This window comes from Prauserella cavernicola (assembly GCF_016595675.1).
GTDB classification, from domain to species: domain Bacteria; phylum Actinomycetota; class Actinomycetes; order Mycobacteriales; family Pseudonocardiaceae; genus Prauserella_A; species Prauserella_A cavernicola.
The window spans coordinates 24,608-44,531 of sequence record NZ_JAENJH010000012.1 but is presented as its reverse complement, the minus strand read 5'-3'; the positions used below and the strand labels follow the sequence as shown (position 1 = coordinate 44,531).

Sequence of the window (19,924 nt, the reverse complement as noted above, 5' to 3'; positions counted from 1 at the left end):
AGACTGCGTGCGTGGCCGTCGTCGAATCCGTGCTCGCCCGAGTGCCCGAACCTCTGCGGTCGGTGCTGATCAAGCACCGAGAGCTGCTGAAGTTCGCGGTCGTGGGCGGCACGACGTTCCTCGTCGACAACGGCGTCTGGTACCTGCTGAAGCTCACGGTGCTCGACACCAAGCCGACCACCGCGAAGGCCATCGCGATCATCGTGGCGACGATCGTGTCGTACGTGCTCAACCGCGAGTGGTCCTTCCGCACCAGGGGCGGCCGGGAGCGCTCCCACGAGGCGGCGCTGTTCTTCCTGATCAGCGGCGTCGCCGTGGGGGTGAACCTCATTCCGCTGCTGGCGTCACGTTACGTCTTCGACCTGGAACGGCCACACGTGTCGCTGTTCGTGCAGGAGTCGGCCGACTTCATCGCCGGGTCCGTGATCGGCATGCTCCTCGCGATGATGTTCCGCTGGTGGGGCCTGCGGAAGTGGGTCTTTCCCGACGAGCTCGGCCGCAGGCACCGCGGCGACGACGAGCTCGCCACCCACCGCTGACGAACCTGCTCAGCGCGGCATTCGCTCCGCGGGCCAGCGGACCGCCGCCACGTCGGCCGGGCTCGGCACGCGCAGGAACAGACTGAACGTCGCCGTCGTCTTCCCGGACAGCTCCAGCCTGCCGCCGTCGGCCTCGGCGAGTGCCCTGGCCAGCGCGAGCCCCACGCCGAACGACCCCGCGCCGGAGAAGCCGCGCTCGAAGATGTGGGGCGCGAGCTCCTCGGGAACACCCGCGCCGGAGTCGGTCACCTCGATCACGACGGTGCCTTCGGTGTCGCCGCGCCGGGCCGTGAGCGTCACGTTGCCCGCGCCGTGGCGCAGCGAGTTGTCCAGCAGCACCCCGATGATCTCGCGCAGCCGTGCCGGGGTGGCCCTCGCCATCAGCCCGTCGGCGACGCGCAGCCTCAGCTGACGTCCCTCGGCCCGCAGCAGCTGCCGCCACTCCTCGCTCATCTCGGGCAGCACGGTGGACAGCTCCACCGGCTCCGCGCCGACCTCGCTCGCCGCCCTGGCCGCGGCCAGCAGTTCGTCGAGCGCCTCGGCCAGCCGGTCGGCCTGTTCCTGGGCGGCCTGGGCGTCCTCCGCCACCTCGGCGTCGGGATGGGTGGTGAGGGCTTCCAGCCGCAGCTGCAGCGCCGTCAGCCTGCTCCGCAGCTGGTGCGAGACGTCGCCAACGAGCTGCCGTTCGCGTTGCACGAGCTGGGCGAGCGCGGTGGCGGAGGCGTCGAGCGCGTCGGCGACCATGTCCAATTCGGCGACCTCGTAGCGCCGCCCGTCCGGTTTGAAGTCGCCGCCGCCGAGGCGGGCCGCCCGGTCCGCGACGTGCCGCAGTGGCTTGGCGAGCCTTCGCGCGGTCACCGTCGCCACCACCGTGCCCGTGCCGACGGAGAGCACCACCAGCAGGATCACGGCCATGGCCACCTGCCATTGCCGCGTGCGCAGCGGCCCGGCCGGGATGGCCAGTTCCACCGTGCCGCCCCTGGCGATCGGCACGGTCTCCACCACGACCTCGGAACCGGGGTTCGCGCCGTAGGTCAGCTCCGGTTTGCCCGGCTGCTGGACGGTGAGCTCACCCGACTGCGGAACAGCCGCCCTGACCTGCTGGAGGTCGAGCGGCCGGTTGTCGGCGAGCTGGTCGTCGAGGATCGCGGCGATGCGCTGGGCGCTCGACGACAGGTCCTCTCTCGCGAGGTTGCTCACCAGCAGCCAGCCCGTCACCCCCAGAGGGCTGGCGAGCGCGGCGCCGGTGACCGTGACGGCGAGCAGGATGGCGAGCAGTATCCGTCGGCGCATGGCTCACTCGGTGTTGAAGCGGAAACCGACGCCGCGCACCGTGGCGATGTGCTCCTCGCCCGAGCGGCGGCTCGACCCGTTGTCGCCGGCGATGGAGAGCTTGCGGCGCAGCCACGACATGTGCATGTCCAGCGTCTTGGAGGTCTTGGACTCCAGGTCGTTCCACACCTCGGAGAGGATGTCCTCGCGGCTCACCACGTGGCCCGCCCTGCTCATCAGCACGCGCAGCAGCTCGAACTCCTTGTTGGCGAGCTGGACCTCCTTGCCGTCGACGGTCACCATGCGCGCGGCGACGTCCATCCGCACACCGCCGGCGTCGAGCACCTCCGGCGCTCGCCTGCGCAGCAGCGCCCTGATACGGGCGAGCAGCTCGGCGAGGCGGAACGGCTTGGCCACGTAGTCGTCGGCACCCGCGTCGAGCCCCACCACGAAGTCGACCTCGTCGGTCCTGGCGGTGAGCATCAGCACGGGCAGCTCGGTGCCCTTCGCCCTGAGCCTGCGGCACACCTCGAGACCGTCCATGCCGGGCAGGCCGAGGTCGAGCACCAGCAGGTCCACGCGATCGCGCGAGGTCAGCTCCAGAGCGGCGGGCCCGTCGCCCACCACCACGACCTCGTATCCCTCCCGCTGCAGCGCCCTCGACAACGGCTCCGCGATCGCGGGATCGTCTTCGGCAAGTAGGACCATGCTCACCTCGCCAACCTTACGGCCGGGGGCCGTGAAAACATCGGTGCCGTGTCCAGCCGTTCCCCCGATCTAGCCCTGGCCGGCAGGCTCGCCGACGCCGCCGACGCCATCACGTCCGCGCGCTTTCGCGCCCAGGATCTGCGCGTGTCCAGCAAGCCGGACCGCACTCCGGTGACCGACGCCGACACGGCCGTCGAGGACGCGATCAGGGAGCTGATCGCGGCGGAGCGCCCCGGCGACACCGTGGCGGGTGAGGAACGCGGCGGCTCGGCGAGCACGACCGGCCGGGTGTGGGTACTCGACCCGATCGACGGCACCAAGAACTTCTCGCGCGGCAATCCCGTGTGGGCCACGCTGATCGCGCTGGTCGAGGACGGCACGCCCGTGGTCGGCATGATCAGCGCCCCGCTGCTCGGCAGGCGCTGGTGGGCGAGCGCGGGCGGTGGGGCGTGGCTGCGCGACGGCACCGGTGAGCACCGGCTGTCGGTCTCCGGCGTCGCGTCGCTGGCCGACTCGTACGTCTCGACCACCGACCTCGGCACGTGGACCGAGTACCACTCGCGCGAGGCCTACCTCACCTTCGTGGACGCGTGCTGGGAGAGCAGGGCGTTCGGCGACTTCTGGCACCACTGCCTCGTCGCGGAGGGCTCGCTCGAGGTGGCGGCCGAGGCGATCGTCAACCCGTGGGACGTCGCGGCCGCGCAGGTGCTGGTCACCGAGGCGGGCGGGCGGTTCACCGACCTGTCCGGAGCGGAGCGCTTCGACGGCGGCTCGGCCCTGTCGACCAACGGACGAGTCCACGACGCCGCGCTGGAACTGTTGCGCAAACCCTGAAGCCGCACCCGACTGCGGTGAAGGGCACCTTTACTGCGTTCAACGCAGTAAAGGTGCCCTTCACCGCATGTTGTGGGCACGCTCAGGGGAGGACGCCGACCGCGCCCCGGGCGACCTGCGACCACGTGAGCCTGCCGAAGAGGTAGTGGCAGGCGACCTGTTCGTTGGTGAAGCGGGCCCAGTCGTAGCGGTTGCCCTGCTCGCGCCAGAACACTTCCCACGCCACCTCGCCGTCGTCGCCCTCGGGCTCGGTCCGCAGCAGGCACCAGGCGTTGTCGGCCTCGCCTCCGACCGACACGACCTCGGGCGGCACGCCGACGGCCTCCAGCCACCGCATGATCGACTCGGTGTTCATGCCCTCTCCTCGAACGTGATGTCGGCAAGGTAGCCCAGCGTCACCAGCTCGGCGGCGGAGTACACGGCGCGGTAGCGCTCGCCGCCGCCCTGCTGGCCGAACCAGCCCGCGGAGTCGGCCTTCCACATCGGGACCTCCCTGACCACGCGGTAGCGGCGGTACCCGGCGTCGAGGTGGCCCGGCGGCAGCGAACGTCGCGCGAACGGGGTGCCGTCCGCGGCGAAGACGCGGCCGTGCGCGGTGCCGAACCGGTCGAGCAGCGTGCCCTCGGCGAGCACCACGGGCTCGCCGTCCTCGCAGCCGCCCTCGGGGTACTGCTCGCCGGGCGGCCAGGAGTACTCGGGCCGCTCACAGTCTTCGCCGCCCTGCACCACGTAGCGCCGGTCCCACTCGCGTTCGTCGAACTCGGCGAGCGGGTCGTAGCCCTCCGTCAGCTCGGAGGGCGGGCAGGGCAGCACCTCGGCGGGCGGCGGTGCGGGCTGACGCCAGCCGTTGCGCAGCCACGCGAGCGCGTGTCCGGGGTCGACGAGGTCCGACCGCGGATGGTCGTGCGGCGGGAACCGCAGCCACACCGCGGTGGCCTCCTCGTCGGGCACGGGCAGCTGCCGGGCGGGCCGGTCGGCGGCGACGGGCAGGTGCCCGATGGGGAACATGTGCACCAAGAACAGCGCGACGATGCTCTCCCGTTCCTGCCGCGGCGAGCCGAGGGGCACGGGCGCGGCGGGCTGCGGACGGACCGGTTCCGGCGGGCGGCCCTGCGGAGGATAGGGCTGCGGGTCCGGCATCGGAGCCCAGCGCCCGGGCGCGGCGGGTGCGGCGGGCGCCCCGCGTGGCGGCACCGGAGCCATCCCCGGCGGAGCCTGGGGCTGTGGGCCGGGTCCTGGCGCGGGTGCCGCGCCGCCGTACGGGGCCTGCGGAGCGCCGAAGTGCTGGCCGGCAAACGGTTGCGCGGAATACGGCTGGGGCGCGAACTGCTGACCCGGCGGCAGCATCGGCTGTGCCGGCGGAGCCATCGGAGCCATCGGTGACGGGGCCGCCGGCGCGCCGGAGAACCCGGCGAGGTGCGTCTGGGCCGGTGGCGTCGGCATGCCCTGTGCGGGCGCGGAGAAGCCGCTCGGCGGAGTGGGCACGTCGTCGAAGCCGCCCTGCGGCAGGAACCCGCCGTAGGTGCCCCTCGGCGGGGTCGGGGCGTCGGCGCCGGGCAGGGCGATCGGGCCGGTGCCCTCGTCGCCGGGAACCGACACCGGTGGTGGGCCGGGCTGCGCTCCCGCACCGCCCCGCCCGTCGGATGAGCCGTCCGGGAGCAGCCCGTCGGGTCCACGCCCCGGGAGCACTCCGTCCGGTCCCCGCTCTGGCAGCGGTCCGTCGGAGGAGCCGGTCCCCGGCAGGAGCCCGTCGGGCAGGAGTCCGTCCGATCCGCGCCCCGGCAGCACTCCGTCCGGCAGCACTCCGTCCGATCCGGTCCCCGGCAGCAGCCCGTCGGGCAGCAGCCCGTCCGATCCACGCCCCGGCAGCAGGCCATCGGGTCCGAGCGCGTCCGGCACGAGGCCACCCGGCTGTCCCTGTCCCTGCCCCTGCGCGCCCAGCGGCAGCCCGGCCTGTCCGGCCAGGTCCTCGACCGGCGCAGCGACGTCCTCCACCGATGTCCGCGCCGCGTCCACGACCGTGGCGGGCAACCCGGTCGCGGCGCCGAGCAGTCCGGAACGGCTCTCGGACGCGCCGGGGTTGGGGTCCACGACCTCGCTCGTCGCGGCGAGGGTTCCGTTCGCTCCGGCTCCGACGGCCTCGACGAGGCCACCCGACACGGCGGTGAGGTTGGTCGCGGCGCCCCGCAGCGTGGTGTCCAGCCCGGCCAGCGCCGCGGGATGCCCCGAGTCGGCCGCGGCGACGGCGGCGTCGCTGTTCCTGGCCGCGTCCACGAGCTGCCGGACGAGCTCGACCTTCGCCGCGCCCACCTGCTCGGCGGCGTCGTCGAGGCGCTGCGCCGCCTGGTCCGCTCCCCGGGCCGCCACCGACAACGCGCCGCTGTCGGGCTCGGCGAACCCGGACCACCGTTCGCGCGCGGACTCCGCGGCAGGCCCGGCCATCGTGCCGAGGGCCTTGCCAGCGACAGCGTCCGCGTCGGTGGCCAGCGTGTTCAGCTCGCCCGCGGCCCGCCGCCAGGCCTCCGCCTGCTCGCGCATGCCGTCCTCGTCGGCCTCCGGCCAGCTCACGCCCGTCCGCGCCGCGATGTCCGCCAGCTCGGCGGGCAGCTCGATGCCCATCCGCGCGCCCCTACCCGGCCGAACCGGCGTCGCTGAGATCCCCGGCCGCGTCCGCGTCGGCGGTGGAGTACGCGCCCGCCGCCGACGCCAACCTGGTGCCCATGTCGCCGAGGCCGCCCGCCAGCTCGCCGAGACCGCCCAGCGCCTCGCCCGCGGGACCGTCGTGGGCGCCCGCGAAGCTGCGGCCGACCTCGTCGGAGCCCCACGGCGCGGGCGTCGCGTCGAGGCTGCCCCGCAGGTCGGCCACGATCCGCGCGGCCCGGTCGGCCAGACCCTCGAACTCGGCGGCGTGAGCGCCGAGCCGCTCGGCGTCGACCTCGAAGCCCGGTCCCTCGCCGCTCATCGCGTCCTCGGCCAGTCGGCCTGGGCGAGCCAGCTGCGGTCGTCGAAGCTCTCGTCCTCGTCGTCGGGCACCTCGTCGGGGGCCAGCTCCTCGGCGGACAGGTCAGCCGTGCCCAGCAGCAACGCCTGCGGGTCGGTACCCGAGGGCAGCGCGGGGGCCAGCACCTCACCCGCGCCCTCGAACGCCTTGACGGTGGCACCGCCGGTGAGCTTCACGATCTGCGCGGCGAGCTCCACGGGCCGGTACTTCTCGTACGCCTCGTCGGCGATCACGAGGCCGGTGAGGACGCCCCTGGCGCCGACGGTCGCGGTGATGAGCCCGTCCTCACTGGTGGCCGACTCGCTGATCGACGCGAGTTCGCGATGCACGGAAGCCAGTTGGTCCCGACTGCGCCGGTAGTCGGCGAGGAGCTGGTCCACCTGCGCACGATGGTCGGTCACGGCACTCTCCCGACGTCCGTTGGTCTGCTGTCACAGCGGACAGCGGTCGGCAACGCATCAGACGCAGCGTGCTGGCGCGCGGTTCCACTCGCAACCGAAACGTTGTGCCGTAGAGATCGGCAGCCACGCGTCTCTTCTTGAGCTGCGGCTAGCCGCCCAGAGCCCTGACCACGCGCGAGGGGCTCGGCCGCCCGAGCTGCTCTGCCATCCACGCGCTGGTGGCGACCAGCGCGTCGAGGTCGACGCCGTGCCCGACACCGAGGCCGTCGAGCAGCCACACCAGGTCCTCGGTGGCGAGGTTGCCGGTGGCCGACTCGGCGTAGGGACAGCCGCCGAGCCCACCCGCCGAGGAATCCACAGTGGACACACCACGGCGGAGTGCGGCCAGCGTGTTGGTGAGCGCCTGGCCGTAGGTGTCGTGGAAGTGCACCGCGAGCGAGCCGACGCCGACGCCGTTCTCGGTGAACGTGTCGAGCAGCCGCTCGACCTGGCCTGCCGTGGCCACGCCGATCGTGTCGCCCAGCGAGAGCTCCGAGCAGCCCAGTTCCAAGAGCCGCGTGCCCGCGCGCGCGACCTGCGCGGCGGGCACCGCGCCCTCCCACGGGTCGCCGAAGCACATCGAGAGGTAGCCGCGCACCTCGAGGCCCTCGGCCCGCGCCCGCGTGATCACGGGCTCGAACATCGCGAACTGCTCGTCGAGCGTCGAGTTGAGGTTGCGCTGGGCGAAGGTCTCCGTGGCGCTGGCGAACACCGCGATGTGGCCGACCCCGGCGGCCAGCGCCCGGTCCAGGCCACGCGCGTTGGGCACGAGCACCGGGTAGCGCACCCCGTCGCGCTGGGTCAGGTCCGCGAGCAGCTCCTCGGCGTCGGCGAGCTGCGGCACCCACTTCGGGTGCACGAAGCTCGTCGCCTCCAGCGTCGTCAGTCCGGCGGCGGCGAGCCGGTCGAGGAACTCGAGCTTCACCGCGACGGGCACCACGGACTTCTCGTTCTGCAGTCCGTCACGGGGGCCGACCTCCCAGATCGTCACGCGCGAGGGCAGCTCCCCCTTCGGCGGGACGACCTGCTCCGGCAGGCCGAGATCACGGGTACTCACGGCTCAGCGTCCCCTCCCCCGCGGCGGCCTCGGCGGCGGAGGCTCCTGCTGCCCGTACGGCAGCTGGTCGGTCTGGACGCCGTAGTCGTCGTACGGGTTGTCGTTGACCTGGCGGTAGATCACGGTGTGCACGCGCTCGACGCCGGGGATGTCGTCGAAGGTCAGCGGCTCTTCGGAGGCCGACTCGATGACCAGCGTGCCGCAGCCGAAGACGCGGTCGAGCAGGCCGTGCTCGAACCGGACGCTGTTGATGCGCGCCATCGGGATGTCGATGCCGGTGCGCTTGATGACGCCCTCGCGCGCGATGACGCGGTCGGTGGTGACGATGAAGTGGGTGGTGCGCCAGCGCACGAACGGCACGAGCACCAGCCACACGATGAGCAGCACCCCGACGGCGCCGATCGTGATCAGACCGACCAGGTCCCACGGTGGCTCGGCGTCGCCCACCACCACGGCGGCCCAGATCCCGAGACCGAGCGTCACGAGCAGCGCGAAGATCGGGAACACCAGCATCTTGAAATGCGGGTGCTTGTGAGTCACGACTTGCTCGCCTTCGCTGAGCAGATCGTCTGGATAGGCCACCTCGAACACTCCCCCGAACTCGGTCCTACGCCGTGCGCTCACCGTACCGCCACGGAGCTCTGTTCACCCCGCAACAGGACGCAAGTGCACGACATCTCCCGCGAAGATCGTCCGTCGGTCACCGTCGGCCGTCGCGACCACGAGCGCGCCCGTGCGGTCGAGATCGACGGCGGTGCCGACGAGGTCCTGCCCGCTCGCGACGACGACCCTGACCTGCTGGCCCAGCGTCGCGCAGTGCGCGCGGTACTCGTCGAGCAGCCCGGCCGCGCCGAGATCGCCCGCCGCGGCCAGCCACGCGCTCTCGCGCCGGTGCAGGAACGTCAGCAGCAGCCGCGAGATCTCCGTGTGGTCGGTGGTGTTCGCGCCCAGCTCGGCCAGCGACGACGGCGCCAGCCCGCCCGGCCCCGGCCGCGCGGGCTCGCGCGCGGGCGAGACGTTGATCCCGATCCCGAGGATCGCGCTCGGCTCGTCCGACGACGAGGCCTCGGCGAGAATGCCGGCGAGCTTGCCACTGCCGGCAGCGGCCAGCACGTCGTTGGGCCACTTGAGCACCGCCGCGACGTCGAGCTCGCGCGTGAGGTCCATGAGCGCGAGTCCGGCCACCGAGGCGAGTGAACCGAGCGCGGCGAACGGCACGCCCTCGGGCCGGAACAGGACGCTGCAGTACACGCCCGCTCCCGACGGGGAGACCCACGTGCGGCCCCGTCTGCCGAGTCCCGCGGTCTGCTCCTCGGCGATCAGCACCGTCCGGTCTGCCGCCCCCGCGACCAGCGCTTCGCGCAGGTCGGCGTTGGTGGAGCCGGTGCTGGCCACGACGTCGAGCGTGGCGAACGGTCCCGCGGGCCGGACGAGACCCGCGCGCAGCCGGGCTGCATCGATCGGCATGTCGATCGGCATCATGACGTCAACCCTAGGACGTTGCTTACGCCACACTTGCGGCAACGGGCCCGGGGCTAGGCTGCGGTTCCATGAGCAGTGCAACGGAGCCGATCGGGACGCCGCCCGACGAAGAGCCGGACATCCACACCACGGCCGGCAAGCTCGCAGATCTGTACCTGCGCTACGAAGCAGCCGTGAACGCAGGCTCGGAGAGAGCCGTCGAGCGACAGCACGCCAAGGGCAAGAAGACGGCGCGCGAACGGATCGACCTGCTGCTCGACCCCGGTTCGTTCGTCGAGCTCGACGAGTTCGCCCGGCACCGGTCCACCAACTTCGGCCAGGAGAACAACCGGCCGTACGGCGACGGCGTGGTGACCGGCCACGGCACGGTCGACGGCAGGCCCGTGTGCGTGTTCAGCCAGGACGTCACGGTGTTCGGCGGCTCGCTCGGCGAGGTCTACGGCGAGAAGATCGTCAAGGTCATGGACCTGGCGATCAAGACCGGCCGCCCGATCATCGGCATCAACGAGGGCGGCGGCGCCCGCATCCAGGAGGGCGTGGTCTCGCTCGGCCTCTACGGCGAGATCTTCCGCCGCAACACGCAGGCCTCCGGGGTGATCCCGCAGATCTCGCTGATCATGGGCGCCAACGCGGGCGGGCACGTCTACTCCCCCGCGCTCACCGACTTCGTGGTGATGGTCGACCAGACGTCCCACATGTTCATCACCGGCCCCGACGTCATCAAGACGGTGACGGGCGAGGAGGTGACGTTCGAGGACCTCGGCGGCGGCCGCACGCACAACACCAAGTCCGGCAACGCGCACTACCTCGGTTCCGACGAGGACGACGCGGTCGCCTACGTCAAGGAGCTGCTGAGCTTCCTGCCCGGCAACAACCTGTCCGAGCCGCCCGTGTTCGAGGCCCCTGAGCCCTCGGGCGACTCGATCGCCGACGGTGTCACCGACACCGACCGCGAGCTCGACACGCTGGTGCCGGACTCGCCGAACCAGCCCTACGACATGCACGAGGTCGTCAACCGCGTCGTGGACGACGGCGAGTTCCTCGAGGTGCACGAGCTGTTCGCGCCCAACGTCATCGTCGGGTTCGGCAGGGTCGACGGCCAGAGCGTGGGCATCGTCGCCAACCAGCCGACGCAGTTCGCGGGCTGCCTCGACATCGACGCCTCCGAGAAGGCGGCCCGGTTCGTGCGCACGTGCGACGCGTTCAACGTGCCGGTGCTGACCTTCGTCGACGTGCCGGGCTTCCTGCCTGGCACCGACCAGGAGTGGAACGGCATCATCCGGCGCGGCGCGAAGCTGATCTACGCCTACGCCGAGGCCACGGTCCCGCTGGTCACCGTGATCACGCGCAAGGCCTACGGCGGCGCCTACGACGTGATGGGCTCGAAGCACCTCGGCGCCGACGTCAACGTGGCGTGGCCGACCGCGCAGATCGCCGTGATGGGCGCGCAGGGCGCGGCCAACATCGTGCACCGCAAGCGGCTCGCGTCGGCGGCCGAGGGCGGCGAGGACGTGGAGTCGCTGCGCGCGGCGCTGATCCAGGAGTACGAGGACACGCTGTGCAACCCGTACGTCGCCGCCGAGCGCGGTTACGTCGACGGCGTGATCCCGCCCGCGCACACCCGCGGCTACGTGGCCCGCGCGCTGCGGATGCTGCGCGACAAGCGCGAGACGCTGCCGCCCAAGAAGCACGGGAACATCCCGCTGTGAGCGCCGGCGACGAGCAGGTGCAGACAGAATCGCTGCGCGTCGTGCGGGGCAACCCGGACGACGCGGAGCTCGCCGCACTCACCGTGGTGCTGGCGGGGCTCGGCTCCGGCGAAGAGCCGCAGGCCGAGCCACCCGTCCGCTCGCGCTGGGCCGACCGGGCGGCACTGGTCCGCGCGCCGCTACGCCCCGGCCAGGGTGCCTGGCGCGCGTCGGCCCTTCCGCGCTGAACCGGTCGCGGGCGGCAGCACGCCCGCGTGCCGGTGCAGCAGCACGACGCGGCTGAGCCCGCCGAGGGCGAGCACGAGCGGCACCGCGAACGAGAGCCGGTGGGCCGTCGAGGCGCTCACGCCCGCGCCGACGAGCGCGTCGAGCACGATGCCCACGCCGAACTGGGCGATCACGGCGAAGGTGAAGCCGCCCATGTTGGCCACGCCGGTGGCGAGGCCCGAGCGGTGACCGTGGTTCGAGGAGCGGGCCAGGTCGAACGCGAGCATGCTGACGCCTCCGCACGCGCCGACCAGGAACAGCACCACGGCGAGCACGGCGGCCGACACCCGCTCGGGCAGTGCGACGAGCAGCGCCGAGCACCCGATCGCGACGAGCGCGGCGCCCAGCACCAGCGGGCCTCGCACGCCGGGCCTGCGGGAGGCCAGCTGCCCCGAAGCGGTACTGACCAGCACGAACCCGATCACCAGCACACCCAGCAGCGTGCTCGCCGTGCTCTCGGACAGTCCGTGCGCGCCGACGAGGTAGGGCTGGCCGAGCACGGCGCTGAACGAGACGAACGTGCCCATGAGCGTGAAGTGACACCACAGCGCGTGCCGCGTGCCCCGGGTCCGCCACACGTGCCGCAGGCTCTCGCGCAGCGGTTCGCGTTCGGTGCGCTCGTGGTGCACGGGCGCGGGGCTCTCACGCAGCGCGAAGCCCGTCACGACCAGCAGCACCACGGTGATCACGGCGGCGATGAGGAACGTCGGCGTCCAGCCCCGCGCGGCCAGCAGCGCCGACAGCGGAGCCGTGGCGATCAGCTGCCCGAGCCCGCCGATCATGCCGGTGAGCGCGGAGACCAGCGCGTAGCGCCTGCCGGGAAACCAGTTGTGGGCGATGCGCAGGACGCTGACGAACATGCACGCGTCGCCCGCGCCGATCAGCGCCCTGCCCGCCATCGCCATCGGATAGGCACTCGCGAGCGCGAAGACGACGGTGCCGCCTGCCAGCAGTGCCATGCCCGCGAGCAGCAGCTTGCGCGGGCCGAGCCGGTCGCTGCCGACGCCGACGGGGACCTGGAGCGCGGCGTAGAGACCGAGCTGCACGACGGAGAACGCGGCGAGCCCGGTGGCGTCGATGTCGAAGCGCTGCTGCGCGGTCAGCCCGGCCACCGAAAGGCTCATGCGGTGGAACAGAGCCGTGAGATAGCACAGCGCGCCTAGGCCCCACATGGCCCACGGCAGCCAGCTTCTCGCCCGCACCTCGACTCCTTCTTGTATCTATGTTGCATCTAAGTTGCACGCTACGATGCGCGGGTGTCAACGAGCGACCGGTCACAGCCGAAAGCGGCGAGCGAGCGCGCCTACGAGTGGGTCAAGAACCAGATCCTGGACGGCCACCTCGAAGGTGGTCAGCTGCTCAGCGAGGGCGAGGTCGCGACGGCACTGGAGCTCTCGCGAACACCGGTGCGGGAGGCGTTCCTGCGCCTCGAGGTCGAGGGACTGCTGCGGCTCTATCCGAAGCGCGGCGCGCTCGTGGTGCCCGTGTCGGCCAGCGAGGTCGCCGAGGTCACCGAGGCCCGCATCCTGCTGGAGTCCCACGCCGCGGCCACCGTGATCGCCCGCGGCGACCAGGCCGCGGTCGTGCGGCGCATGCGGGCGACGCTCGGCGAGCAGCGCGCCCTCGACGTGCCCGCGGAGACCGACGCGTTCTCGCGCCTGGACCGGCGGTTCCACGCCACGCTCGTGGAGGCCGCGGGAAACGGCCTCATCACGCAGTTCTACTCCGGGTTGCACGACCGGCAGGTGCGCATGGCCACCTCGGCGCTGCACCGCGCACCGAGCCGCTACAGCGCCATCCTCACCGAGCACGACACGCTCTGCGAACTCCTGCTGGCCGGTGACGCGGAGGGATTCCGCGCACGGTTGGGCGTACACATCGGCGGCACCCACGGCGCGCTGCTCGACAGCTGACTGAAAAACGGCGCTTGCTCCGCCTCGCGCGACGCGAGTGCAATGAACCGCGGGGGGACCGGTCGTCTCACCCAGGCGGAGCCCGATGATCAAGCGAGCCAGCCCCTGGGCCGCGCTGTCGGCGCTGTGCCTCGGGTTCTTCATGATCCTGCTCGACACCACCATCGTGTCGATCGCGATCCCGGCCATGCTGCGCGGGCTGCGGACCGATCTGAACTCGGTGGTCTGGGTGATCAGCGTGTACCTGCTGACCTACGCGGTGCCGATGCTGTTCACCAGCAGGCTCGGCGACCGCTTCGGGCCCAAGCGCGTGTATCTCGCCGGGCTGTTCGTGTTCACGGCCGCGTCGCTGTGGTGCGGGCTCGCGCACGTCGCCGGGCTGCTGATCGCCGCGCGAGCGGTGCAGGGCCTCGGCGCCGCGCTGTTGACACCGCAGACTCTGGCGTTCATCACCCACCTGTTCCCGCCGAAGAAACGGGGCCCGGCCATGGGGCTGTGGGGCAGCGTCGCGGGGCTGGCGACCATCACGGGACCGCTGCTCGGCGGAGTGCTCGTCCAGCACCTCGGCTGGGAGTGGATCTTCTTCGTCAACGTGCCCATCGGCGTGGTCGCGATGGTGCTCACGGTGCTGCTCGTGCCCGACTGGCAGCCCCGCCGCTCGCACCGGTTCGACGTACTCGGCATCGCGCTGTCCGGCGCCGGGCTGTCCCTCGTCGTGTTCGGCGTGCAGAACGGACAGCACTACGACTGGGGCACGGTGTTCGGGCCCGTGAACGTCCTGATGCTCATCGGCGCCGGACTGGTGCTGCTCGCCGCGTTCGTGTTCTGGCAACGGATCAACCGCAACGAGCCGCTGCTGCCGTTGCGGATCTTCGGGGCCAGGACGTTCTCGGCGGGCAGCCTCACGGCCATGACCGTCGGTTTCACGCTGACCGGGATGTTCCTGCCACTGGTGATCTACATCCAGGAGGTGCTCGGGCTCTCGCCGACGATGGCGGGCGTGCTGACGGCACCGATGTCGCTGCTCGCCGGGATCACCGCGCCGTTCGCGGGCCGCCTCTCGGACCGGATGACGCCCAAGTACCTGCTGATGTTCGGGCTCATCGCGCTCGCAGCGGGGCTCGGCGTGCTGTCGCTGCAGGCGAGGGTCGACAGCAGTCCCTGGTCGTTCGTGCCCGCCCTGCTGTTGTGCGGACTCGGCATCGGGTTCATCTTCTCGCCGATGTCGAACGCCACCATGGGAGCGGTGGAGCCGAGCCTCGCCGGCGCCGCGTCGGGCATCTTCAACACCGCCCGTCAGGTGGGTGGCGTGCTCGGCAGCGCGGCGACGGGCGTGCTGCTGCAGGCCAGGATCACCGCGGCGGGTGGCCCCACCCACGACGGCCTGACGACGGCGGTGCGCGAGACGCTGCTGCTGCCGATCGTCGTGTTGCTGCTGGGGGTGCTCGCGGCGGCGACGATGCGCGAGCCGGGCAGGCAACGGGCCCCGGCACCGTCGAGGACCTCGGCGTGAGGATCCTCTAACCTCGGCGCGTGCGTTTCGTGCTGGCCTCCGCGTCCCCCGCCCGCCTCGCCGTGCTGCGCGCGGCCGGAATCGACCCGAGCGTGGTCGTGTCGGGCGTCGACGAGGACGCGCTGGCGGCCTCGCTGACCGATCCGACCCCGGCCGAGCTGGTCACCGCGCTGGCGAAGGCGAAGGCCGAGGCAGTCGCCGCCACCGCGGGCATCGCGGGCGGCGACGCGGTGGTGGTGGGCTGCGACTCGATGCTGGCCATCGGCGGCGACGTGGTCGGCAAACCGGGCACGCCCGAGATCGCCCGCAAGCGCTGGGCCGCGATGGCGGGCGGCAGCGGCGACCTGCTCACCGGGCACGCCGTGCTGAGGCTGCGCGACGGCGAGGTGACCGCGGTCGCGGCCGGGCACCAGACCACCACGGTGCACTTCGCGAACCCGAGCCAGGACGAGCTCGAGGCCTACCTCGCGACGGGCGAGCCGCTGGCCGTCGCGGGCGCGTTCACCCTGGACGGCCTCGGCGGCTGGTTCGTCGAGCGCATCGAGGGCGACCCGTCGAGTGTGGTGGGAATCAGCCTCCCGTTGACCCGCCGCCTCCTGGCGGAAGTCGGTGTCCCGGTAACCCACCTCTGGCGCCCCGCGGGCTAGCCACCCCACATGCGGTGAAGGGCACCTTTACTGCATTGAACGCAGTGAAGGTGCCCTTCACCGCGTCCCAGCGCTCCCAGGATGTGAGACAGATCCGCGCCAGGAAGCTCGCGGACCACTCACGCGTTGTTCACTCCGGCAGATTCGAGAATCTCTTTCAGATATCGGAGCGGACGCGTGTCTTTCCTGCGCACCTACACCAAACCCCCGGTCTTCGCGGCCGCGGTCATCGGCTCACTGGTCGCCGGTGCGCTGCTGGGCGCCCTCGCCAGGGCCACCGAGACCGGCTGGCTCACCGAAGTACTCGACCAGATCGGCTCGGTCTTCACGACGCTGCTGCAGGTCGCGGTCATCCCGCTGGTCTTCACGGCGATCATCGTCGGCATCAGCAGCCTGCGCAGGCTCGGCGGCGGGCGCACCGCGGCCAGGCTCGGCGGCAAAACCGTGCTCTGGTTCGCGATCACCTCGTTCATCGCCGTGCTGATCGGCATCGCCGTCGGGCTGATCTTCAACCCGGGCAGCGGCGGGCTCGGTGACGCGCAGGCCACGGCGGAGAACGCCGAGAAGGCCGCGGGCAGCGTCGAGAGCTGGGGCTCGTGGACGGCCTTCGTCGAGGGCATCGTGCCGAGCAACTTCATCGCGGCCTTCGCCGAGGGCGAGACGCTGCAGGTGCTGTTCCTCGCGCTGGTCATCGGCGCCGCCGCCTACAGCCTCGGCGACCGCGCCAAGCCGTTCGTCGACCTCACCACCAGCATCTTCGAGATCATCCAGCGCTACCTCGGCTGGATCGTCCGCCTCGCCCCCATCGGCATCCTCGGCCTGATCGGCGCGGCCGTCGCGAACTACGGCGACTCGCTGTTCCGGCCGCTGCTGTCGGCCACCGCCTCGGTCTACGTCGGGTCGCTGCTGGTGCTGTTCGTCGTCTACCCGATCCTGCTGCACTTCGTCGCCAAGGTGAGCCCGGCGCGGTTCTTCGGCAAGGCGTGGACGGCGATCCAGTTCGCGTTCGCCTCGCAGTCCTCGGGTGCGACGCTGCCGCTGACCAGGCAGACCACGGTGAACCTCGGCGTCGACCCCGGCTACGCGGCCTTCGCGACGCCACTGGCCAGCGCCACCAAGATGGACGGCTGCGCCGCGGTGTTCCCCGCGATCGGCGCCATCTTCATCGCCAACATCTCCGGGGTGTCACTGAGCTTCGGGCAGTACATCGGCATCGTGGTGGTCGCCGTGCTGGGCGCGTTCGCGACCGCGGGCACCACGGGCTGGCTGACCGCGCTGACCCTCACCACCACGGTGATCGGCCTCGACGCGGGCCAGGTGGCGCTGGGCATCGCGCTGATCTACTCGGTGAACCCGATCATGGACATGATGCGCACCGCCACCAACGTCGCCGGCCAGATCGTGGTGCCGACGCTGGTCGCCCGCAGTGAGGGCCTGCTCGACGACGAGGTCCTCAACTCGCCGAGCACCCCGCCGCTGCTGAGCGACACGGGCGAGACCGCGGCGAAGGCCCCCGCCACCGCCTCGGCATAACGGCGACAACGGCGAGGACTACGAAGGGCACTCCGACAGCTCGTACTCCTCGACATCGACGTCCGGCCAGCCGCGCAGGGAGCCGGGTGAACCGTAGGTCCCGGTGCACCCGATCTCCCCGCCCTGCAGGTCGAACACCTTCGCCAGCACGGGCGACTGCTCGCACGCGTCCTCGGCGTCGCCGCACTCGTGGCGCACCACCACGACCTCGGGTGTGGCGTCGCCGGACGCGTCGTCGAGCACGACGTTGCCCGCGTCGGAGAAGTACGGCCGGGGCGCGGGTTGCCAGCTGTCGCCGCGCCACACGTGGACCTCGCCCGCCATCCCGCCGTCGTGCGGCCCTCGGACGAGGCACACGGGGGTCTCGGTCTCCGCGCACCGCAGCGAGTCGTGGTTGAGCTGCACGCCCATCGTGGTGATCGAGACCTCGGAGACGGTGCCCGACGCGGGGCCGCCCGCGCGCAGGCGACCCGTGCCGCCATCGCTGTCGGCGAGCAGGTCCACCTTCATCCCGTTCACCGACGTCCCCGCGATCACCTGGCACGGCTCGTCGCCACAGTTGGTGGCCGAGGTCGACGGCACTGGATGAGCGATACCGCCCGCGGCAGGCGCGGGCGTCTCCGGGCGCAACAGCAGTGCCGACACCAGCGCGCCCACGATGACGGCCGAGGCCAGCACGGCGGTCAGCAGGACGGACCTGGGCAGCGCCGACTCGGACACCACGGATCTCCTCCCCCTCGGTGTACCCGGACGAGCGTAAGTCAGGTGACGCTGCGCGCACGTCTATGTTGACGGCGTGACGAACCCACACCTGCCCCCGATGCTGTACCTGCCCACCGGCCCGCACGCCGTAGACGGCACCGGCGAGACCACGGTCGAACTGCGCCGGACCGAGGACGGCCGGGTCGCGCTGCTCGCCTACACGGCCGTCGACCGCCTGGTGGAGTGCTGCGGCGAGCACCAGCCGTGGCTCATGGTCCGCTCCGAGCACCTGCCGAAGCTGCACGAACGCCAGCCCTACGACGTGATCGTCCTCGACGGAGAAATCCCCACCGAGTGGCGGCATCAGGCTTCCCCGATGGCGTGAGTCTCCTCTCACCTCCCGGCCTTGGCGGATCCGTAAACTCCACCTTTGAGCAGCTAACAGGGAGGTAAGCGTGCCTGAGCCAGCCAGCGTGACGAAGGTGCTCGTCGCCAATCGCGGCGAAATCGCCGTCCGCGTGATCAGAGCGGCCAAGGACGCAGGATTGGCCAGTGTGGCCGTCTACGCCGACCCGGACCGCGACGCCCCGCACGTGCGACTGGCCGACGAGGCGTTCGCGCTGGGCGGCACGACCGCGGCCGACAGCTATCTGGTGTTCGACAAGCTGCTCGACGCCGCGAAGCGCTCCGGCGCCGACTCGGTCCACCCCGGCTACGGATTCCTCTCCGAGAACGCCGACTTCGCGCAGGCCGTGCTCGACGCGGGGCTGACCTGGATCGGGCCGAGCCCGCAGGCCATCCGCGACCTCGGCGACAAGGTCACCGCGCGCCATCTCGCGCTGAAGGCCGGCGCCCCGCTGGTGCCCGGAACGAAGGACCCGGTGGAGACGGCCGAGGAGATTGTGGCCTTCGCCGAGGAACACGGTCTTCCCGTCGCCATCAAGGCGGCGTTCGGCGGTGGCGGTCGCGGCCTCAAGGTCGCCCGCACCAAGGAGGAGATCCCCGAGCTGTTCGAGTCGGCCACCCGTGAGGCCGTCTCCGCGTTCGGCCGCGGCGAGTGTTTCGTCGAGCGCTACCTCGACAAGCCGCGCCACGTGGAGGCACAGGTCCTCGCCGACAAGCACGGCAACGTCGTGGTGGTCGGCACCCGCGACTGCTCGTTGCAACGCAGGCACCAGAAGCTCGTGGAGGAGGCGCCCGCGCCGTTCCTGACCGACGAGCAGCGCGCCACGATCCACACCTCGGCCAAGGCCATCTGCAAGGAGGCCGGCTACTCCGGCGCCGGCACGGTGGAGTACCTGGTCGGCGTCGACGGCACGATCTCCTTCCTCGAGGTGAACACGCGCCTGCAGGTGGAGCACCCGGTGTCGGAGGAGACCACCGGCATCGACCTCGTGCGCGAGATGTTCCGCATCGCCGAGGGTCACGAACTGCCGTTCACCGAGGACCCCACGCCGCGCGGGCACTCCATCGAGTTCCGCATCAACGGTGAGGACGCGGGCCGCAACTTCCTGCCCGCTCCCGGCACGGTCACGAAACTCGTGTTCCCCGAGGGTCCCGGCGTCCGCGTCGACTCCGGGGTGGAGTCGGGAAGCGTCATCGGCGGGCAGTTCGACTCGATGCTCGCCAAGGTGATCATCACCGGAGCCGACCGGACGCAGGCCATCGAACGCAGCAAGCGCGCACTCGCGGAGATGGTCGCCGACGGCCTGGCCACGGTGTTGCCGTTCCACCGCGCGATCCTCGAGGACCCGGCTTTCGTCGGCGACGACGAGGGTTTCTCGGTGCACACGCGCTGGATCGAGACCGAGTTCGACAACCAGATCGAGCCGTTCACGGCCCCGGCCGAGGCCGGCGAGGAGCCCGAGGAGCGGCAGAGCGTCGTCGTCGAGGTCGGCGGGCGACGTCTCGAGGTGTCGCTGCCCGGCGGGCTCGCGCTCGGCGGCGGATCCGGTGGCGGTGCGGCCAAGGCCAAGCCCCGCAAGCGCGGCGGCGGCACGAAGACCGCGGTCAGTGGCAACGCGGTGACGGCGCCGATGCAGGGCACCATCGTCAAGGTCGCCGTCGCCGACGGCCAGCAGGTCGAGGCGGGCGAGCTGATCGCGGTGCTCGAGGCGATGAAGATGGAGAACCCGGTCACCGCACACAAAGCGGGCACCGTCACGGGTCTCACGGTCGAGGTCGGCAGCGCGGTCACACAAGGTTCGGTCCTGCTCGAGCTCGAGGACTGAACAACAATCGGCCTTCGGAGTTGAGAAGACGCTCAGTTTCGTGGCAGAGCGCGTGGCGACGGACCTACCATCGAAA

General features: G+C 71.7%; 21 protein-coding genes. 10 read left to right on the top strand and 11 right to left on the bottom strand.

All coding sequences use genetic code 11. From position 1 onward, the window contains the following. Positions 1–11 precede the first annotated feature (11 nt). Positions 12–539, top strand: coding sequence for a GtrA family protein (locus tag JHE00_RS31340; protein WP_200325186.1), 528 nt, complete (start codon positions 12–14; stop codon positions 537–539). Positions 540–548: 9 nt separating this feature from the next. Here JHE00_RS31340 and JHE00_RS31335 read toward each other — a convergent pair whose 3' ends face one another. Both JHE00_RS31335 and JHE00_RS31330 read right to left on the bottom strand, forming a co-directional pair. Beyond that, positions 549–1,832, bottom strand: coding sequence for a sensor histidine kinase (locus tag JHE00_RS31335; protein ID WP_200325184.1), 1,284 nt, complete (start codon positions 1,830–1,832; stop codon positions 549–551). Positions 1,833–1,835: 3 nt separating this feature from the next. After that, positions 1,836–2,519, bottom strand: coding sequence for a response regulator transcription factor (locus JHE00_RS31330; protein ID WP_200325509.1), 684 nt, complete (start codon positions 2,517–2,519; stop codon positions 1,836–1,838). A 48-nt stretch (positions 2,520–2,567) separates the two neighbouring features. Here JHE00_RS31330 and hisN point away from each other — a divergent pair, with 48 nt between their 5' ends. Then, positions 2,568–3,353 carry a histidinol-phosphatase gene (gene hisN, locus JHE00_RS31325; RefSeq protein WP_200325182.1) on the top strand — a complete coding sequence of 262 codons (786 nt, stop codon included), beginning with the start codon at positions 2,568–2,570 and terminating at the stop codon, positions 3,351–3,353. Positions 3,354–3,435: 82 nt separating this feature from the next. Here the strand turns inward: hisN and JHE00_RS31320 are convergent, their stop codons facing one another. The 7 genes from JHE00_RS31320 to JHE00_RS31290 all read right to left on the bottom strand — a co-directional run bounded on the left by JHE00_RS31320 (position 3,436) and on the right by JHE00_RS31290 (position 9,330). Next, positions 3,436–3,708, bottom strand: a complete 273-nt coding sequence (locus tag JHE00_RS31320) for a hypothetical protein (RefSeq protein WP_200325180.1) — start codon at positions 3,706–3,708, stop codon at positions 3,436–3,438. Then, a complete protein-coding gene (locus JHE00_RS35700; RefSeq protein WP_200325178.1) occupies positions 3,705–5,972 on the bottom strand; it encodes a TNT domain-containing protein in 2,268 nt (755 codons plus the stop codon). The genes JHE00_RS31320 and JHE00_RS35700 overlap by 4 nt, the downstream gene beginning before the upstream one ends. A gap of 10 nt (positions 5,973–5,982) precedes the next feature. Then, positions 5,983–6,315, bottom strand: coding sequence for a hypothetical protein (locus tag JHE00_RS31310; protein ID WP_200325176.1), 333 nt, complete (start codon positions 6,313–6,315; stop codon positions 5,983–5,985). Next, positions 6,312–6,755, bottom strand: a complete 444-nt coding sequence (locus JHE00_RS31305) for a YbaB/EbfC family nucleoid-associated protein (protein WP_200325174.1) — start codon at positions 6,753–6,755, stop codon at positions 6,312–6,314. The genes JHE00_RS31310 and JHE00_RS31305 overlap by 4 nt, the downstream gene beginning before the upstream one ends. A gap of 148 nt (positions 6,756–6,903) precedes the next feature. Next, positions 6,904–7,851, bottom strand: coding sequence for a hydroxymethylglutaryl-CoA lyase (locus JHE00_RS31300; RefSeq protein ID WP_200325172.1), 948 nt, complete (start codon positions 7,849–7,851; stop codon positions 6,904–6,906). Between the two features lie 3 nt (positions 7,852–7,854). Further along, positions 7,855–8,433 carry a PH domain-containing protein gene (locus tag JHE00_RS31295; RefSeq protein ID WP_200325170.1) on the bottom strand — a complete coding sequence of 193 codons (579 nt, stop codon included), beginning with the start codon at positions 8,431–8,433 and terminating at the stop codon, positions 7,855–7,857. Positions 8,434–8,496: 63 nt separating this feature from the next. Continuing rightward, the gene (locus JHE00_RS31290) at positions 8,497–9,330 is read right to left on the bottom strand and encodes a biotin--[acetyl-CoA-carboxylase] ligase (protein ID WP_372440522.1); all 834 of its coding nucleotides are present in this window, start codon (positions 9,328–9,330) and stop codon (positions 8,497–8,499) included. 71 nt (positions 9,331–9,401) lie between these two features. Here JHE00_RS31290 and JHE00_RS31285 point away from each other — a divergent pair, with 71 nt between their 5' ends. Further along, positions 9,402–11,042 (top strand): acyl-CoA carboxylase subunit beta, encoded by a 1,641-nt coding sequence (locus JHE00_RS31285; RefSeq protein WP_200325168.1) that lies wholly within the window; start codon positions 9,402–9,404, stop codon positions 11,040–11,042. Beyond that, positions 11,039–11,269, top strand: a complete 231-nt coding sequence (locus JHE00_RS31280) for an acyl-CoA carboxylase subunit epsilon (RefSeq protein ID WP_307832200.1) — start codon at positions 11,039–11,041, stop codon at positions 11,267–11,269. The genes JHE00_RS31285 and JHE00_RS31280 overlap by 4 nt, the downstream gene beginning before the upstream one ends. Here the strand turns inward: JHE00_RS31280 and JHE00_RS31275 are convergent. After that, positions 11,222–12,511 carry an MFS transporter gene (locus JHE00_RS31275; RefSeq protein WP_307832199.1) on the bottom strand — a complete coding sequence of 430 codons (1,290 nt, stop codon included), beginning with the start codon at positions 12,509–12,511 and terminating at the stop codon, positions 11,222–11,224. The two genes, JHE00_RS31280 and JHE00_RS31275, sit on opposite strands and share 48 nt — an antisense overlap. 54 nt (positions 12,512–12,565) lie before the next feature. On the opposite strand from JHE00_RS31275, the gene JHE00_RS31270 reads away from it, so the two are divergent. From JHE00_RS31270 to JHE00_RS31255, 4 genes are all read left to right on the top strand, one after another. After that, positions 12,566–13,222: a GntR family transcriptional regulator gene (locus JHE00_RS31270; protein ID WP_200325166.1), complete on the top strand. Its 657-nt coding sequence runs from the start codon at positions 12,566–12,568 to the stop codon at positions 13,220–13,222. A gap of 85 nt (positions 13,223–13,307) precedes the next feature. Continuing rightward, positions 13,308–14,735 carry a DHA2 family efflux MFS transporter permease subunit gene (locus tag JHE00_RS31265; protein WP_200325164.1) on the top strand — a complete coding sequence of 476 codons (1,428 nt, stop codon included), beginning with the start codon at positions 13,308–13,310 and terminating at the stop codon, positions 14,733–14,735. A gap of 20 nt (positions 14,736–14,755) precedes the next feature. Next, positions 14,756–15,382 carry a Maf family protein gene (locus JHE00_RS31260; protein ID WP_200325162.1) on the top strand — a complete coding sequence of 209 codons (627 nt, stop codon included), beginning with the start codon at positions 14,756–14,758 and terminating at the stop codon, positions 15,380–15,382. Positions 15,383–15,559: 177 nt separating this feature from the next. Then, complete coding sequence (locus tag JHE00_RS31255) at positions 15,560–16,915, top strand: dicarboxylate/amino acid:cation symporter (RefSeq protein ID WP_200325160.1); 1,356 nt, start codon at positions 15,560–15,562, stop codon at positions 16,913–16,915. An 18-nt stretch (positions 16,916–16,933) separates the two neighbouring features. On the opposite strand, the gene JHE00_RS31250 is transcribed toward JHE00_RS31255, so the two are convergent. Then, the gene (locus tag JHE00_RS31250; RefSeq protein ID WP_200325158.1) at positions 16,934–17,635 is read right to left on the bottom strand and encodes a hypothetical protein; all 702 of its coding nucleotides are present in this window, start codon (positions 17,633–17,635) and stop codon (positions 16,934–16,936) included. Positions 17,636–17,711: 76 nt separating this feature from the next. On the opposite strand from JHE00_RS31250, the gene JHE00_RS31245 reads away from it, so the two are divergent. Both JHE00_RS31245 and JHE00_RS31240 read left to right on the top strand, forming a co-directional pair. Next, positions 17,712–18,002, top strand: a complete 291-nt coding sequence (locus tag JHE00_RS31245) for an SAV_915 family protein (protein ID WP_200325156.1) — start codon at positions 17,712–17,714, stop codon at positions 18,000–18,002. Between the two features lie 70 nt (positions 18,003–18,072). Continuing rightward, positions 18,073–19,848 carry an acetyl/propionyl/methylcrotonyl-CoA carboxylase subunit alpha gene (locus JHE00_RS31240; protein ID WP_200325154.1) on the top strand — a complete coding sequence of 592 codons (1,776 nt, stop codon included), beginning with the start codon at positions 18,073–18,075 and terminating at the stop codon, positions 19,846–19,848. Positions 19,849–19,924 lie beyond the last annotated feature (76 nt).

Coding starts and splice junctions, on each gene's coding strand:
- JHE00_RS31310 (WP_200325176.1), bottom strand. CDS start 6,315: ATGAGCGGCGAGGGACCGGGCTTCGAGGTCGACGCCGAGCGGCTCGGC.
- JHE00_RS31335 (WP_200325184.1), bottom strand. CDS start 1,832: ATGCGCCGACGGATACTGCTCGCCATCCTGCTCGCCGTCACGGTCACC.
- JHE00_RS31290 (WP_372440522.1), bottom strand. CDS start 9,330: ATGCCGATCGACATGCCGATCGATGCAGCCCGGCTGCGCGCGGGTCTC.
- JHE00_RS31330 (WP_200325509.1), bottom strand. CDS start 2,519: ATGGTCCTACTTGCCGAAGACGATCCCGCGATCGCGGAGCCGTTGTCG.
- JHE00_RS35700 (WP_200325178.1), bottom strand. CDS start 5,972: ATGGGCATCGAGCTGCCCGCCGAGCTGGCGGACATCGCGGCGCGGACG.
- JHE00_RS31265 (WP_200325164.1), top strand. CDS start 13,308: ATGATCAAGCGAGCCAGCCCCTGGGCCGCGCTGTCGGCGCTGTGCCTC.
- JHE00_RS31320 (WP_200325180.1), bottom strand. CDS start 3,708: ATGAACACCGAGTCGATCATGCGGTGGCTGGAGGCCGTCGGCGTGCCG.
- JHE00_RS31285 (WP_200325168.1), top strand. CDS start 9,402: ATGAGCAGTGCAACGGAGCCGATCGGGACGCCGCCCGACGAAGAGCCG.